Origin of the sequence: Mastigocoleus testarum BC008 (assembly GCF_001456025.1) — a bacterium.
Lineage (GTDB): Bacteria > Cyanobacteriota > Cyanobacteriia > Cyanobacteriales > Nostocaceae > Mastigocoleus > Mastigocoleus testarum.
Genome location: NZ_LMTZ01000162.1, coordinates 42,074 through 57,099 on the forward strand (window position 1 = coordinate 42,074; position 15,026 = coordinate 57,099).

A 15,026-nucleotide genomic window follows, 5' to 3' on the forward strand; every position below is an offset into this window, starting at 1 on the left:
TCAAGGACGAATTAAATCATGTTGACTGAATGTATTTATCACAAATACCTAGTTATAGGTGCTGGTCCTGCTGGTTTACAAATGGGTTATTTTTTACAGCAAAACCAGTGCGACTATCTTATTCTTGAAAAATCAGATCTGATTGCTTCGTTTTTTAGGACTTTACCTCGTAGCCGCAAGCTAATTTCCTTTAATCGAGTCCATAGTGTTTTCGAAGATCCAGAAATATTGCTGCGTTGGGATTGGAATTCTCTACTTACCGATGACTACAGCTTCTTGTTTAGAAATTTTAGTCATCGTCTTTACCCTTTTGCAGATGAACTAGTTAGTTATTTACAAGCATTTGCTAAGGAATTTCATCTCAATATTTGCCATAATAATGCGATCGCAAAAATTCACAAAACATCAAAGAGTTTATTCAAGCTGCAAACCACCCAAGGCAAAGCTTATGTTTGTCAAATACTGATTATTGCAACTGGGTTGGGAAAACCCTATATTCCCAATATCCCTGGGATTGAAGCAGTAGAGCATTACGAAACGGTCTCGATGGATTCTGAAACCTATGCGGGGCAGAGAGTTTTGGTTATTGGTAAAGGGAATTCTGCTTTTGAGATCGCAGATGTTGCTTTAGAATCTGCAGCCATTGTTCATGTAGCTAGTCCTAGCTCAATTACCCTGGCTTACAACTCGCGTCATCCTGGACATCTGAGAGCAAATTACTCGAGGTTACTTGATGCCTATCATCTCAAGACCCTCAATGGTATGCTCGATTGCCACATTCATAATATTGAAAGACAAGCTGATTCTACTTTTCTTGTAACAGTTACATATGTTCATGCCGGTGGGGAAGTGGAAGAATTTGTTTATGATCGTGTCATTCGCTGCACAGGATTCCAGTTAGACTTGAGTTTTTATGATACAAACTGCAAACCCGAAACAATTTTGGGAGGGCGACTTCCAGCTATTACTCCATATTGGGAGTCTAATAATGTGTCAAATCTATTTTTTGCAGGTACCTTGATGCAAGGTCGTGACTTTAAGCGTTCATCATCTGCATTCATTGATGGGTTTCGCTACAACATTCGAACCCTCTCTCGCTACCTGCTAAATCGCTACGAGCAACAACCAATACCGGTGCAAACATTGCAGGTAACACCATACGACGTAAGTTGTGCAATCTTAGAGCGGGTCTGTCGAACCTCTGCACTCTGGGCTCAGTTTGGCTATCTTTGTGATGTTTTTGTTATACGTGATGCTGTAATCAACTGGTATGAGGAACTACCTTTAGAAGCCTTGAAAGAGGGAGAGTTTGCAACAGAACTTCATTACTATTCACTTACCTTTGAATGGGGAAAATGGGAGGGTGATGTTATGGCTATTGAACGATATCCACATTTCGATCTGGCTCATAAAAGTGTCTTTTTGCACCCGATTATTCGCAGATATTCTTATGGAGAGCTAGTTTCAGAGCACCATATTTTAGAAGATTTGTTTGGTGTTTATGCTTCACATCGGGAACGGGGAACAGTGCGAACGCGTTCGGGGCGTAAGATAAGGCAGTATCACAAAGAAATGCATGAACAGCCCCTTAGACAATATTTTGAACGGGAGTTCATACGGGAATATTCATGCATAAACCAAGCTTTTGCTAGGAAAACTGGGTTTACAGCCCCGTCCTTGTAGGACAGCAGAGTCTCAACTTATCTTCCTGATTAAGGGTTGACCTATTTCTGTATATATTCAACTTACTTTATAGGTATCTCAATGACAAACTCTGTTCCTTCCCCTGGAGTTGAATTACAAGTTAATTTACCCTTATGTTTATCCACAATAATTTGATAGCTAATTGATAAACCTAAACCTGTACCACTTCCCACTGGCTTAGTTGTAAAAAATGGATCGAATATATGCGGCTTAACCTCCTTACCGATACCAACACCATTATCGGAAATCCGAATTTTTACTCGTTTGGAATCAACTAATTCAGAAGTAATACAAATTTCAGGACAAATAGAAGAATTTTCTTCAAAGTATTTATCATCAAATGCATCAATTGCATTGCTCAAAATATTCATAAATACCTGGTTCAATTGACTAGGATAACAATTAATTTCTGGGAGATAATCATAGTTTTTGATTACTTGAATATTCTTGTCATTTTTCTTAGCTTTTAGTTTGTGTTGTAAAATTATCAAGGTATTATCAATACCTTCATGAATGTTTACACACTTCATGTCTGATTCATCTAAACGGGAAAAATTCCGCAAGCTAAGTACAATATTTCTGATACGGGAACTACCCACTTGCATAGAGTTGAGAATTTTTAGAAGGTCTTCTGTCAAAAAATTGATATCTATTTCTTCTGCTTTTTGTACAACAGCATTAGTTGGTTCGGGATATTCTTGTTGATATACAGTAATCAGATCTAATAAATCTTGGAAATACTCACAGGAATAAGTAATGTTTCCATGAATGAAGTTGATCGGGTTATTAATCTCATGGGCAATCCCTGCCACCATGTGTCCCAAAGAAGACATTTTTTCACTCTGAATTAATTGAACTTGAGTCGTCCGTAGTTCTTTTAGAGTTTTTCGTAAATATTCGTTTTTTTCTATTAATTCTTTGGTTCTATGTTCTACTTTCTCTTCGAGGTTATGACTGTATTCTTCTAAATTTTCCTTAGCTTCTCTCAAACTACTATAAAGTATTGAATTCTCTAGTGATATTGCAGCTTGAGTAGTAATGACTTTCAGTATCTCAATGCGTTCGTGGCTAAAAACATCGGTCATCAAAATATTTTCGAGATACAAAATACCAACCAGTTTACCTTGGTTTAACATCGGTAAGCACAAGATACTTTTAGGTTGCTGCTTAATAATATATTCATCTCTTGCTGTAGATGGCTCAGAATTTACATTATTTATGACTAGTATTTCTTGAGTTCGCTTAATATAGTTAATCAGACTAACAGGAACTTCTGAACTCGATTCTAGGGGAACTGATAGCAATTCAAGAGTATTAGTTGATAATGTAGAGCTAGAACAAACTACTTCCACTTTTAATTCTGTTTCCTCGCTTGTATTCAAAATTAGAACACATTTGGAAGCACCCGCATTTTCCATTACTATTTTGATTAAAGTGGAAAGTAATTGTTTTCGCTCTATTTTTCCAGAAAGTGCTTGTGATGCTTTGATTACAGATACTAAATCTATATAGTCAGAAGTACTAGTTCCACTACCAACAAGAGTTTGATGGGTCTTTTGTTCTGATAGTGGCACAGAAGTATTACTATGAGTACTAGTCATAGAATACTGGCTAAGTTTATCTTGCTGAAAAATAGGAGTAATGAGTTGCGGATAGCGTTCTTGTAAATGTTCAACTTTAGCTTTTGCTCCCCACCGCATATAGGCATAATAAGCATCTGTCAAATATGTGCGAGCAATATTATATTTGTCCCATTCTAAATAAAATTTAGCTGCTAATTCATTTGCTAAAGCTTCTTCATTTATATACTCATTTTCTTTTGCTTTAGAAATAGCGCGATCATAAGCATCCATTGCATCCCAGTAATTACCTAAAATTCTATTACGTTCAGCCTCTACTAAATCGAATTTATGTAGGAAATTCATTGGAGCATGGTGCGCCCATATTTTCATGTTTTCTTGATTATTAGCGACTTTTTCTAAAATATTACTTTGCTCTGAATCACTAACTTCTTGATAAACTGCTAACATTGCTAGAGAATCATAAAAATAAAAGATACTTTTGATAAAATTGCCTGGGATACCATCCAAATAATTTTTTGCTAAAATACTATTTTGGTTAGCTTGAGAAAATTCTTCAAATAAGTAACAACAAACTAGCTTTTTGATATAAAAATAGGAAAGACCTTGTCTATCATTTCCTTTTTCTAGTATATGTAAAATGCTTGTTTCATCACAAACTTCGCCATTCAGATTGTAAGGAATCTCAGTACCTTTAATTAGGTTAATTACCACTTGCCAAGTAACAGAATTTGATGTCAACACTATTTTTTGTTTGAGTTGAGTAATTCGCTGGTGATAATTACTAATTCTTGTTTCTAGTTCTGACAGTTCTTTCCCTAGCCAAAATGAATGATCTAAATAGAAACATAAGGAATAAGCAGCCTGCTCAAAGTCTCCAACTTCTAGACCAATTGAATATACATTCAATAAATAATTTAGGCTTTCATTAAGATGGACTCGCCAATGTTTTGTAAAGCTATTTACTGCAAAAATTACGATACATTGCAATCCTGAAGCATTGAACCGATCTAATAATTTTAATGCTAGCTGTCCAAACTTATAACTAGAATCAACATTTACTTCGAAGGAAACTAGTATTACAGCATAAGTTGCATAAGCTACAGCGGAAGCTCCACAGTTACCATATTTGAAAGATATATTTATCTGTTGCATTGCAACCAAGGTGAATAAGAAGGGGTTGCAAGTGTAGCTAATTGGTAAGAGACCACTAAGAATATTCATGACTGCCAATTTTTCAGGGTCAGTCATTTCGGGTAAATTTGCTAAATCCTCTATCTGCTTTTCTGCTAAAGCTAACTGTGTTTGTTGTAAGGCAGCTTCTACATCGATAGGGCTGGGGTGTTCAGGAAAATCTATCCCAAATAACTTCAGTACTTCTATACCGATTGAAATTGCTTTGTTACCTTGATTGCGTGACTTATAAAGTTCAATTTGAACTTGGTAAATTTTTACTTTATCTAATAATGTTTTGGCATTAAGCAATACTATGCCAGCAAATAATTCTGTCTGTTCAAAATCACCACTGAGATATTTTACTTCCGCTACAGTTTCATATAAACCAAGACTTAAATCATAATCTATTTCCCAGGTATTAATTTCTAATAAATTAATACCTGTAGCTAAGTACTTATCTGCTGTAGTATAAGCTGTTGATGATAATGCTCTACGTCCAGCAATGAGATTCATTTTTGCCAGACTATAGCGTTCTGATGCTCCGTGAATTAATTCTACTGCTTTATTAAATTGATTCACGAGGACAAAAATATTTTCTTCTCGTTCTTCTTGAGGAATATTTTCTAATAATAAATTTCCAAGTTGCAAATGAACTGATTTTTTCTGGTCCTCAGAGATTAAAGAATAGGCTGCTTGTTGTACTCGATCGTGTAAAAATTTATAGGTGGCAAAGCGTCTTTTTTGTTGTTTAAAATTATTAATTTCTTTAGATGAAATTATTTTTTGCTTGATGATGCTATCATCAAAATTCGATAAATATTGACTATCTTGATCTAATTTATAATCTTCATTTTTTGAAAAAACAATTCCTTCTTTCAATGCAGGCCAAAATTCTGATGCTGTATCTATTTCTGATTTTTGATTGATAATAGAAAGTGTTCTGAGATCGAATTCATTTCCAATACAAGCTGCAAGTTTTAAAACGTCTTGAGTATATTTTGGAAGCCTTTTTATTTGCAGTGCTGTAAATTCTACAACATCATCTGTAAGCGCTAATTCCCTAACTTCATTAATATTACATTGCCAATTATATTTTTCGAAATCAAATTTAATAACTTCATCTTTGTATAAATGCTTAAGAAATTGATGGATGAAGAATGCATTACCTTTAGTCTTGCTAAAAACCATTTGTGAAAAAGGTATTGCATCATCTTTTTTACATCTTAGAGTGTCTGAGACTAGACTATTTAAATCTTTCTGATTTAAAGGATTTAATTCAATTGTGTCAATTTTATATTCGAGATTTAATAACTCTTGAATTAGCAAATATAATGGATGTGTAATAGAGACTTCATTATCACGGTAAGCTCCTATAAGTAGTAAACTTTTAATCTTTTCTTTTTGATTATTATTTTGTTCAAAAACATTGGCTAGTGAAATTTTTGGCTTATTTTCATATTCCTTACTTTCCGACATTACAAATTTAATTAATTGCAAGGAAGTTACATCTGCCCATTGTAAGTCATCAAGAAATATGACTAATGGGTGTATATCTCTAGCGAAAACATTTATAAATCTTTGAAACAGTAAATTCAAACGATTTTGAGCTGCAGAACCGGATAATTCTGCTACTGGAGATTGCTTACCAATTATCTGTTCTAATCCAGGAACCAGATCGATAATGACTTGAGCCTGTTCGCCCAATGCTGTCAGAATTTTATCCTTCCATTGTTTAATCTCTTTATCTGTTTCACTTAATATTTGCTCAATTAAATCTTCGAAAGCTTGGATAAAACCAGCAAAAGGAATATCACGTTGTAATTGGTCAAATTTTCCTTTTATAAAGTAACCCCGTTTTTGAACGATGGGTTTATGAACTTCATTAACTACAGCAGTTTTCCCAACACCAGAGAATCCTGCTATGAATGTAATTTCTGTTGTTCCTAGACTTACTCGATCAAAAGTGTTGAGTAATCTTTTAACTTCAGCTTCCCGACCATAAAGCTTTTCTGGGATTATAAAATGTTGAGATATATCCTCAGAACCCAATTGAAAATTATCAATATTCCTGTTTTCTTTCCACAGCTTCAAACATTTTTCGAGATCATGTTTTAATCCCAAAGCACTTTGATAACGCTCTTCAGCATTTTTCGCCATCAGTTTGCTGACTATACCCTGAAGGACAAAGGGAATTTTGGGACTTAAGTTACTTAGTAGAGGTGGTTGTTTGGCTATGTGGGCATAAACTAGCTCTATGGGATCTACTAAGTTGAAAGGTAAACTTCCACTCAAGATTTCAAAAAACGTTACACCGAGGGAATAAAAGTCACTACGATAATCAACCACACGATTCATTCTTCCCGTTTGTTCCGGTGAAATATAGGCTAGGGTTCCTTCTAACTGATTCAGGTTGTTTTGAGTGGGAATTTCCTTCGGTAGCAGGGAAGCAATACTAAAGTCAGTTAGTTTTACTTCTGTAGTTGTCGGATTAATTAAAAGGTTGGCTGGTTTGATATCTTTATGAATAATTTGGTGACGGTGTAGTTGCTCGAGAGTTGTTGCGATTTGAATTGCTATATGAAAAAAAAGATTGAGAAAACCCGGTTTATTTCTGGTATTTGAATTTTCCCACCGATCCATTTCCTCCTGAAGAGAGACACCCCCATAATCTTCCATTACAAGGGCATAAGAATTACAATAATTTTCTAAACTATAGGATTTTATAATGCCAGGAACATTAAGATTTTTTGTAATAGTGTACTGATATCGGAAACGTGATATTTCACTAAAAGTAGGGTACTCATTACGCATCACTTTAATAATTACGGGCGTTTGCTCTTTTGTGCTAACACCTCGAAAAACTAAAGTTTTATTACCCGAATAAACTTTTTCTGTGACTTTGTATCCTGGAATATCTACTAATACATTTGATGTCAACATACTCAGCAAATCTTTAAGGGTCTTCGATATTAATTAATATTCCCTCTATCTGCCCAAATGTATCAATTTTAGAATAAAAAGCTTATTTCTTGAGACTTTTTAAATTACACTAAACTAAAGATAATATATTATATTATCAACAATAAGTTATTTACTATTATCGTGATATTTACTTAATAGGTAACGTATTTTCTACGATCCATTACCTATTATTACTTTCTATGCTTCAAGTTTATAGTAGTTACTTAATTTTCTGCTTGATAAAACTAACAACTTGAGCCAGTTGTTTCTTTAAACTATTGATTTCTATCTGCATATTCGTAATTTTCTCATTGAGTATTTGTATCTCGGTTGATGATGAGCTGCTAGCATTAGCCTGTACCATTCCAGTTCTTGGTATTGCGCTGGTTGTTCCAGAAGGATCTTGGCGAGGTTGTTTTGCCTTAGTCATTGCTGACTTAATCGCGCTAATTAATTGTTTTTGATCGAAAGGCTTACCAAGAAACTCAAAGTGTGAAAAAGGTTCGGAAATTTTTTCTGTTACCTCTTCTTTCCTACCAGACATGACAACTAAAGGAATTTTCTTCAATTCTGGTTTGGCTTGAATTTCCTGAAATACGTCCCACCCACTCATTTTTGGTAGTAGGAAGTCGAGCATTATCAAGCTCAATTTTTCTTCTTGGCGGATTAAATTTAATCCTTCTAAGCCATCTTTTGCTTCCAAAACTTGAAAATTGCCAGGGGGTAACATTTCTCTTACTTTTACCCTGACAACAGTAGTGTCATCGATTACTAGAATTTTGTTACTTGCCACGATTTACTGCTCTAACAGAAACTTTAGATTTAAATTGCTAAGAAGCTGATTAACAATGATAATTCTCTAACTATATCCAAATTTTACACAAACTGGGGGAGAGTAATTTCTGGGATATAAATTTTGTTGTTAGGTTACTTTTATAACTTTTAAACTAATAAACAATTTATTGAATGATGTTATCTGCAGTTTAATAGTGCTGGGCTTGTGTATATTTTGCAGTATTGGAAATTAAAGCCATACCCAGAGCTTCCTATCCAAACTTTAGTATTCAGCTTTTGTTACTTCTTAGCTGGACTTTGGATTCGCAATATATCCTCCCACGTGCTCCAATAATAATTATTCCTTTCATCTAATTTCCCAAGTTTTCTGGACATTTATGGGTTCCTCAAATAAAGCACAATTGCAATCAGAAATTATGGCGATGCCAAAATGGTTGCGTCGCCCGATTGGTAAAGCGAGCGATTTATCCACAGTGCAACGTATTATTAAACAACGGCAAATTCACACTATTTGTGAAGAAGGACGTTGTCCTAACAGAGGAGAGTGCTACGCCCAAAAAACAGCAACTTTTTTATTAATGGGACCAACTTGCACCCGTTCTTGTGCTTTTTGTCAGGTTGATAAGGGTCACGCACCGATACCGCTCGATCCGTCTGAACCTCAAAAAATCGCTGAAGCAGTCAAGCTTTTAGATCTACGTTATGTTGTTTTAACTTCGGTTGCTCGGGATGACTTACCAGACCAGGGAGCAAGTCACTTTGTAAAGACAATGTATGCTATCCGTCAGTTGAACCCCAATACTCAAATTGAGGTTCTCACCGCTGATTTTTGGGGTGGAATTGGTGGGGAAAAAGAACAGTTCCAACGAATTGAAATCGTTACCCAAGCGAAACCGGCTTGCTATAACCATAATCTAGAAACAGTAAGACGTTTGCAGGGACCTGTACGCAGAGGGGCAAAATATGAGCGTTCTCTAAGATTGCTGCAAATAGTCAAAGAAATTGACCCTTCTATTCCCACCAAGTCTGGATTAATGCTAGGAGTTGGTGAAACTACTGAAGAAGTAATCGAAACAATGAAAGATTTACGTACTATTGAATGCGATCGCCTGACTATCGGTCAATACATGCGTCCTTCTTTAGCTCATTTACCAGTTCAGAAATATTGGACACCAGAAGAATTTAAAGAGTTGGGTAAAATTGCTTCGGAAATGGGATTTTCCCATGTTCGTTCTGGACCTTTGGTTCGTAGTTCTTATCACGCAGGAATTGATGATTAGGCTGATAGCAAATGAGTTTAAGAATAAGCAGGTAGCTTAACAAAAATATTTTTAACGAATTTTGCTAAAGATGACATCTCTTTGGTATTTGTTAAGAAGTCCTTAAGTTAGGAGAATCAAATATGACTGCGGATGCACAGAAAAAAGTTGGTGTTGATGTTCCCCAATCAGGGGCTGCTGCTCCTTTTCCCTATCGCACCACAATTTCTCTTGTTTTACTAGCAGTTAACTTCTTAGTCGCTGCAATTTACTTCCACATATTGGATATCTAGTTTTAACCGAGTTCAATAACGAGTTAAGAGATGCAAATTATTGCTTATCCTTCTTAACTGAATAATTTTTCCCGCAAATTAATGAGATTCGAATCGCTCTCTAAAATATTTATTCTCCTCGGACAATAATTTCACTAATTATTGTTCGGTAAATATTATTCGGATACTCTGAATTTGACTAAGGAAAATTACTTAATTTTACAAGCGGTGTTGCTCATCTTGAATCAGGGAATTATCCTTGAGAAAGAATGGGTAACACCTCAATTTTTATTAACTATAAAACTGTTTAATTATGCAATAAAATTCTTTTGTCTCTATTCCTAGTTTGAAATTAATATTTCTAGTTGGGAATCAAAGTTTTTCTATTGTTTACAGTTAATTATTCCCTGGGAATTATTCTCTAAGTTTTATTTACCCACTCAAATTAGGTATTACACTCACACTTTTAAACTAGAAACCTTAGCGTACAAATGAAGAATTATAAAATAGTACGTTAATATACATAGCATCGACCTCATACACTTTTGCGAAGTTGAACTTTTTTTGGCTGTCTAGTTAACCATGCAGCAGTATCCAAGTTTGTCAAAACAAAATTCAGAAGTAGATAAAAATCCAAGTCTAGTCCTAGAAATGGAAAAGCTTCGCGCAGAGTTGTGGTTGGAGCGCAGCCTTAACAAGTTGCAAAATTACCTGAATGATTACTTGCTTTCAGTTTTAGTCACAAAAGAAGAATTATCAGTAATAGAACCTGGTATTTACCGAAGTATTTATCAAACCTTAGTTAACGAACTCAACAACTCACTACCCGGTGTTACAGTTGTAATTGCTTCAGTTCAAGCGAAGACAAAATTTTGTAAAATCAGCTATTTATCTCCTTCCAAACTAATCACTTCTCAAGCTTTAAATTCTCAATCACCGCCATTAGCTATAAATCTTAAAAGTGGTAAACAACTACAAATCAAATCAAATGAAGTTATAGATATTGAAGATTTACAGTATCTTGAGACTCAAGAACCACCAGCAGCTTGGGCGATAGAAGATGACTTTGGTAATGTTTGGGGTTGGTTAATTATTTCTTACACACCGTTGAATTCAGCTACTGATTCTTTAACAAGTGTACAAGTTGAGATACAGTCGCAGTTGATCAAACGTGCGGCGAGGTTATGTGCTGTAGCTTTGATGAAGTTAAAGAATATAGAATCTTTGCAAAAGGTTTCCCGTTCTTTAAGCGAATTCAATCAAGAATTAGAGCGCAATAATCAACTCAAAAATCAATTTTTGGCGAATACATCCCATGAAATTCGCACTCCATTAAGCTCGATTATTGGCTTTACACATTTACTTTTAGCTCAAGGCTATAATCCAAGTTCTGAACGTCATAAAGAGTATTTAAGTATCATTCAGTCAAGTGGTAAGCATCTTTTAGCTTTGATTAACGATATTTTAGACTTATCTAAGATTGAAGCAAATCAACTAGAAATTCAATGGGAAGAAGTTAATGTATCGCTATTATGTCGTAATGTTTTAGCACTGGTAAAAGAAAAAGCTGCTAATAAAGGCTTACAGTTACGTTTGGAGCTAGAACCGGAAGAAATCGTTATCGTAGCCGATCCTTTGCGTCTCAAGCAAATGCTGTTGAATTTAATTTTCAATGCTCTTAAATTTACTACTTCGGGAAGTGTAGGTTTACAAGTAAAAGTTAAAGGTAAATTGGTACACTTTACTGTTTGGGATACTGGTGCGGGTATCCCTGAAGAATATCAAGCAGAATTATTTCAACCTTACTGTCAAATTCCTAACAGCAGAGTCAGTGGTGAAGAAGGTACCGGCTTAGGTTTAGCCCTGACTCGCAAACTTGCAGAAATTCACGGTGGTTCAGTAAAAGTTGTATCTGAAATAGATCGTGGTTCTAGCTTCACTGTGATACTTCCTCGCAGTCAAATGAGCGAGTTTGAAGAAACAGAGGTAGGAACCGACCGAAAAGAAAGTATAAGTGGCGATCGTTCTTATCAGTCCGGACTTCGACTTTCTTACTCTTCAGATATATTATTGGTAGAAGATGATTTGCATAATGCCAAATTGATTGATGCTTATCTTAGTAAACTGGGGTATCAAGTAATTTGTGCTTACAACAGCATGCAGATGTGGGAAGCTCTCAAATGCTCCGAACCTGCTGTTATTTTGATGGATATTTATCTTCCTGATGTTAATGGTCTTGATTTGGTAAGACAACTCAGACAAGATAAAAATTATCGAAACATACCAATTATCGCTGAAACAGCAATGGCGATGAAAGGTGATCGTGAAACTTGTTTGGCTGCTGGAGTTGATGAATATATTTCTAAACCTATCGATTTACCTGTTTTGGGAAATTTAGTTTCAAAATATTGTCAATTATCGAAAAAGCGAATTTAAGGTTCTTAAGTTTTATACAGACTTTTGGAAGTATTTACTATTAAAGTTATAAATTTTAAGTTTATGACTTATTTCTTAACCTGCTTAAAATGGAGAAAGGTAGCGATTCCATTTTAGTTTGAGTGGGAAAGTATTATGGGAAGCGAAAAAATTGAGCAATTAAAAACGATATTTCTACAAATGGAACAAGCTTTAATTGCTTACTCTGGGGGTGTAGATAGTACTTTAGTGGCTAAAATTGCATACGATGTCCTGGGTAAAAAAGCATTAGCTGTCACTGCTGTTTCACCTTCTCTGTTGCCGGAAGAGTTAGAAGATGCCAAAATTCAAGCAGCAACGATTGGAATACCCCATCAGATTGTAGAAACTCAGGAAATGGAAAATCCTAATTACACTTCTAATCCTGTTAATCGTTGCTATTTTTGTAAAAGTGAACTGCACGATACTCTCAAACCTTTGGCAAAAAAATTGGGTTATCCCTATGTCGTCGATGGTGTTAATGCTGACGATTTGAAAGATTATCGTCCAGGAATTCAAGCTGCAAAAGAAAGGGGTGCGCGTTCTCCTTTGGCTGAAGTAGGTGTTAGTAAGCTAGAGGTACGCCAAATTTCTCAATCTCTTGGTTTAGATTGGTGGGATAAACCCGCACAACCTTGTCTGAGTTCTCGCTTCCCCTATGGTGAAGAAATTACCGTAGCTAAGTTACAACGTGTTGGTAGAGCTGAAATTTACTTACGAAAATTGGGATGGGGAAATTTGCGCGTACGTTCCCAAGAAGATACAGCACGCATTGAATTACCACCAGAAAAAATCAAAGATTTTATCCTGAGTATTGATTTGGATTCGGTAGTTTCTACATTTCAAGAGTTGGGATTTATTTATGTCACTTTAGATCTAGAAGGTTATCGTAGTGGAAAGTTAAATCGAGTTTTAAATAAAGAGTCTTTGGTAATGGGTAATGGGTAATTGGTAATGGGTAATGGGTAATTGGTAATGGGTAATTGGTAATGGGTAATTGGTAATTGTTAATAACTTTTCTTTGATTAAAACCCAAGTACTCCTATTGTTTGTTAATTAAAGCTGGATGTAGTTTTTATCTTTCAGCATTTGCAAGTACAATTGCTCCTTTCTTATCTATTTTCACAGGAGTTTGGGGGAAATCTTTATTAATCAAATAACGCAATAGCCCTACTGTACGGAAATTTTGGTCGATGTAAGGAATACCTTGACTGTTAAGATGTACCGGGATAATTTTTGCTCCTAGTAATTTTCCTTCCCGATTGATTTTTGTCTCCAAAATCATTGAATAACCAGTTTGGGCTCTAGTTGATAAAGTTTTATATCCCAAAAAATTACCTAAAGAGTAAGCTATGAGTTTATCCTTATATATTTCCATAGCTCTGGGAACGTGAGGACCATGTCCGAGTACAATATCTGCTCCCACATCAATCATTTGACGAGCAAATTTGATCGAGTTACCGCGATTTTCCCCGTAGAAAAATTCTGTTTGATTTCTAACTCGTAATGCTCCTGTACCCTCTGCTCCTGCATGCATTGAGACTATAACTATATCAGCCTTTTGTTTTGCAGCTTTTACTAATTTTTCTGCAGCTTCTAGGTCGTGAATAGAATTATAAAATTCGTAGGGCGCAAACCCAAGCATCGCAACCTTTAAATTATTAACCTCTACGATAAGAATTTGATTTTTATGACCGACAGTTTCAATTCCCACTGACTTGAGATGATTCACCGTGTCTTTCAAACCTACCATCCCAAAGTCAAGGGCGTGATTATTGGCAATATTGAATACATCGAAGCCCACATCTTTAAATAACTTTGCATAAGCAGGTGGGGAACGAAAAGCGAAAACCTGACCCCTACTTATATCCTTGCTACTGTACCGATGCTTGGTAAGGGTACTTTCAAAATTACCAAATAACAGATCTGCTCTCTGTAAATATCTTCTAACTGACTGGGGAAACAGTTGATTTTTATTTCTAGGTAACCTGTAATTGGGGTAATTAGTTCCTGGAATAATATCTCCAACTGCTTGAATTGTAATGTTTTGAGTATTAATTTGTTGATCGATTATAAGTTGTTTCTGCAAAGATGATGAAACCGGCTCGGTAGATCCTGGAGTATCTGATGAGTTGATTTGATTAAGAACTGGTGATGTTGTTGCAGCTTCTAATGTTTGTATTCGTCCAAAGCGTATGAATATTCCTATACCAATACCTGTACAGAAACAAAAAATAATAAAGCTAAATGACAATATTTTTTTTAAGTGATGATTTGTAGTCATTAAAACCCTCAACTCCCTTCCATACGTATTGGATTTTCAGTTATTGACACAAACAAACAGCCAAAAATCAATAATCCCAATTCATTGAGACTATTGATACACAAGCCTTGAGTAACTTTGTGAATCACCTGTTATTCATCACTCACAGGTTATGTTATGAGGAAACTTTTAGCACCAATAAGATTATTTTAACCCTGAACACCGTTGCTTTCAGTATTCATTGTGGTTTTCTATTCACATAATTTAAGATAAATTTAGCACTCTAAAAATTTAAATGTACGTGTGGTTGAATTAATTGAAATAATTTTATTTAAGAAAATTTGATGCGAGCTATTAAGTAGTGTCACTACAAAATCAAGGTACAAACATGTTTTTATTTATTCCTAGTAGCCACTTAATTTAAAAACGCTTCAAGTTATGAAAATAGATAGTATTTAACTAATGACTAATCTTTTTTTGGCGGTTAGCATAAAGCTATATTCACTGAATCAAAATTTACACACTCATATCCCAGTAAATTTCTTCGAGTAAGTTTGAGCTT

At 35.1% G+C, this 15,026-nt stretch carries 8 protein-coding genes; 5 read left to right on the forward strand and 3 right to left on the reverse strand.

Translation table 11 applies throughout. The annotated features are described in order from the left end of the window. Positions 1 to 18: 18 nt before the first annotated feature. Positions 19 to 1,683 carry an NAD(P)-binding domain-containing protein gene (locus BC008_RS43340; RefSeq protein WP_058184774.1) on the forward strand — a complete coding sequence of 555 codons (1,665 nt, stop codon included), beginning with the start codon at positions 19 to 21 and terminating at the stop codon, positions 1,681 to 1,683. 62 nt (positions 1,684 to 1,745) lie between these two features. Here the strand turns inward: BC008_RS43340 and BC008_RS43345 are convergent, their stop codons facing one another. Together BC008_RS43345 and BC008_RS43350 are read right to left on the reverse strand one after the other, a co-directional pair. Further along, positions 1,746 to 7,400, reverse strand: coding sequence for an ATP-binding sensor histidine kinase (locus BC008_RS43345; RefSeq protein ID WP_036264752.1), 5,655 nt, complete (start codon positions 7,398 to 7,400; stop codon positions 1,746 to 1,748). Between the two features lie 241 nt (positions 7,401 to 7,641). Continuing rightward, a complete protein-coding gene (locus tag BC008_RS43350) occupies positions 7,642 to 8,214 on the reverse strand; it encodes a response regulator (protein ID WP_027841317.1) in 573 nt (190 codons plus the stop codon). Between the two features lie 379 nt (positions 8,215 to 8,593). Here BC008_RS43350 and lipA point away from each other — a divergent pair, with 379 nt between their 5' ends. The 4 genes from lipA (at position 8,594) to larE (ending at position 13,149) form a co-directional block, all read left to right on the forward strand. After that, positions 8,594 to 9,496, forward strand: coding sequence for a lipoyl synthase (lipA, locus tag BC008_RS43355; RefSeq protein WP_027841316.1), 903 nt, complete (start codon positions 8,594 to 8,596; stop codon positions 9,494 to 9,496). Between the two features lie 122 nt (positions 9,497 to 9,618). Continuing rightward, positions 9,619 to 9,768, forward strand: coding sequence for a photosystem I protein PsaX (gene psaX, locus BC008_RS45965; protein WP_063800870.1), 150 nt, complete (start codon positions 9,619 to 9,621; stop codon positions 9,766 to 9,768). A 561-nt stretch (positions 9,769 to 10,329) separates the two neighbouring features. Continuing rightward, entirely contained in the window at positions 10,330 to 12,183 is a 1,854-nt protein-coding gene (gene hrmK, locus BC008_RS43360) for a hybrid histidine kinase/response regulator HrmK (protein WP_027841315.1), read from the forward strand. 135 nt (positions 12,184 to 12,318) lie between these two features. After that, positions 12,319 to 13,149 (forward strand): ATP-dependent sacrificial sulfur transferase LarE, encoded by an 831-nt coding sequence (gene larE / locus BC008_RS43365; protein WP_036264751.1) that lies wholly within the window; start codon positions 12,319 to 12,321, stop codon positions 13,147 to 13,149. A 127-nt stretch (positions 13,150 to 13,276) separates the two neighbouring features. Here larE and BC008_RS43370 read toward each other — a convergent pair whose 3' ends face one another. After that, positions 13,277 to 14,485, reverse strand: a complete 1,209-nt coding sequence (locus tag BC008_RS43370; protein WP_027844843.1) for a CapA family protein — start codon at positions 14,483 to 14,485, stop codon at positions 13,277 to 13,279. Positions 14,486 to 15,026: the final 541 nt, after the last annotated feature.

Excerpts from the sequence above, each read along its gene's own strand:
- BC008_RS43340 (WP_058184774.1), top strand. The coding sequence starts at position 19 with ATGTTGACTGAATGTATTTATCACAAATACCTAGTTATAGGTGCTGGT.
- BC008_RS43345 (WP_036264752.1), bottom strand. The coding sequence starts at position 7,400 with ATGTTGACATCAAATGTATTAGTAGATATTCCAGGATACAAAGTCACA.
- lipA (WP_027841316.1), top strand. The coding sequence starts at position 8,594 with ATGGGTTCCTCAAATAAAGCACAATTGCAATCAGAAATTATGGCGATG.
- psaX (WP_063800870.1), top strand. The coding sequence starts at position 9,619 with ATGACTGCGGATGCACAGAAAAAAGTTGGTGTTGATGTTCCCCAATCA.
- hrmK (WP_027841315.1), top strand. The coding sequence starts at position 10,330 with ATGCAGCAGTATCCAAGTTTGTCAAAACAAAATTCAGAAGTAGATAAA.
- larE (WP_036264751.1), top strand. The coding sequence starts at position 12,319 with ATGGGAAGCGAAAAAATTGAGCAATTAAAAACGATATTTCTACAAATG.
- BC008_RS43370 (WP_027844843.1), bottom strand. The coding sequence starts at position 14,485 with ATGACTACAAATCATCACTTAAAAAAAATATTGTCATTTAGCTTTATT.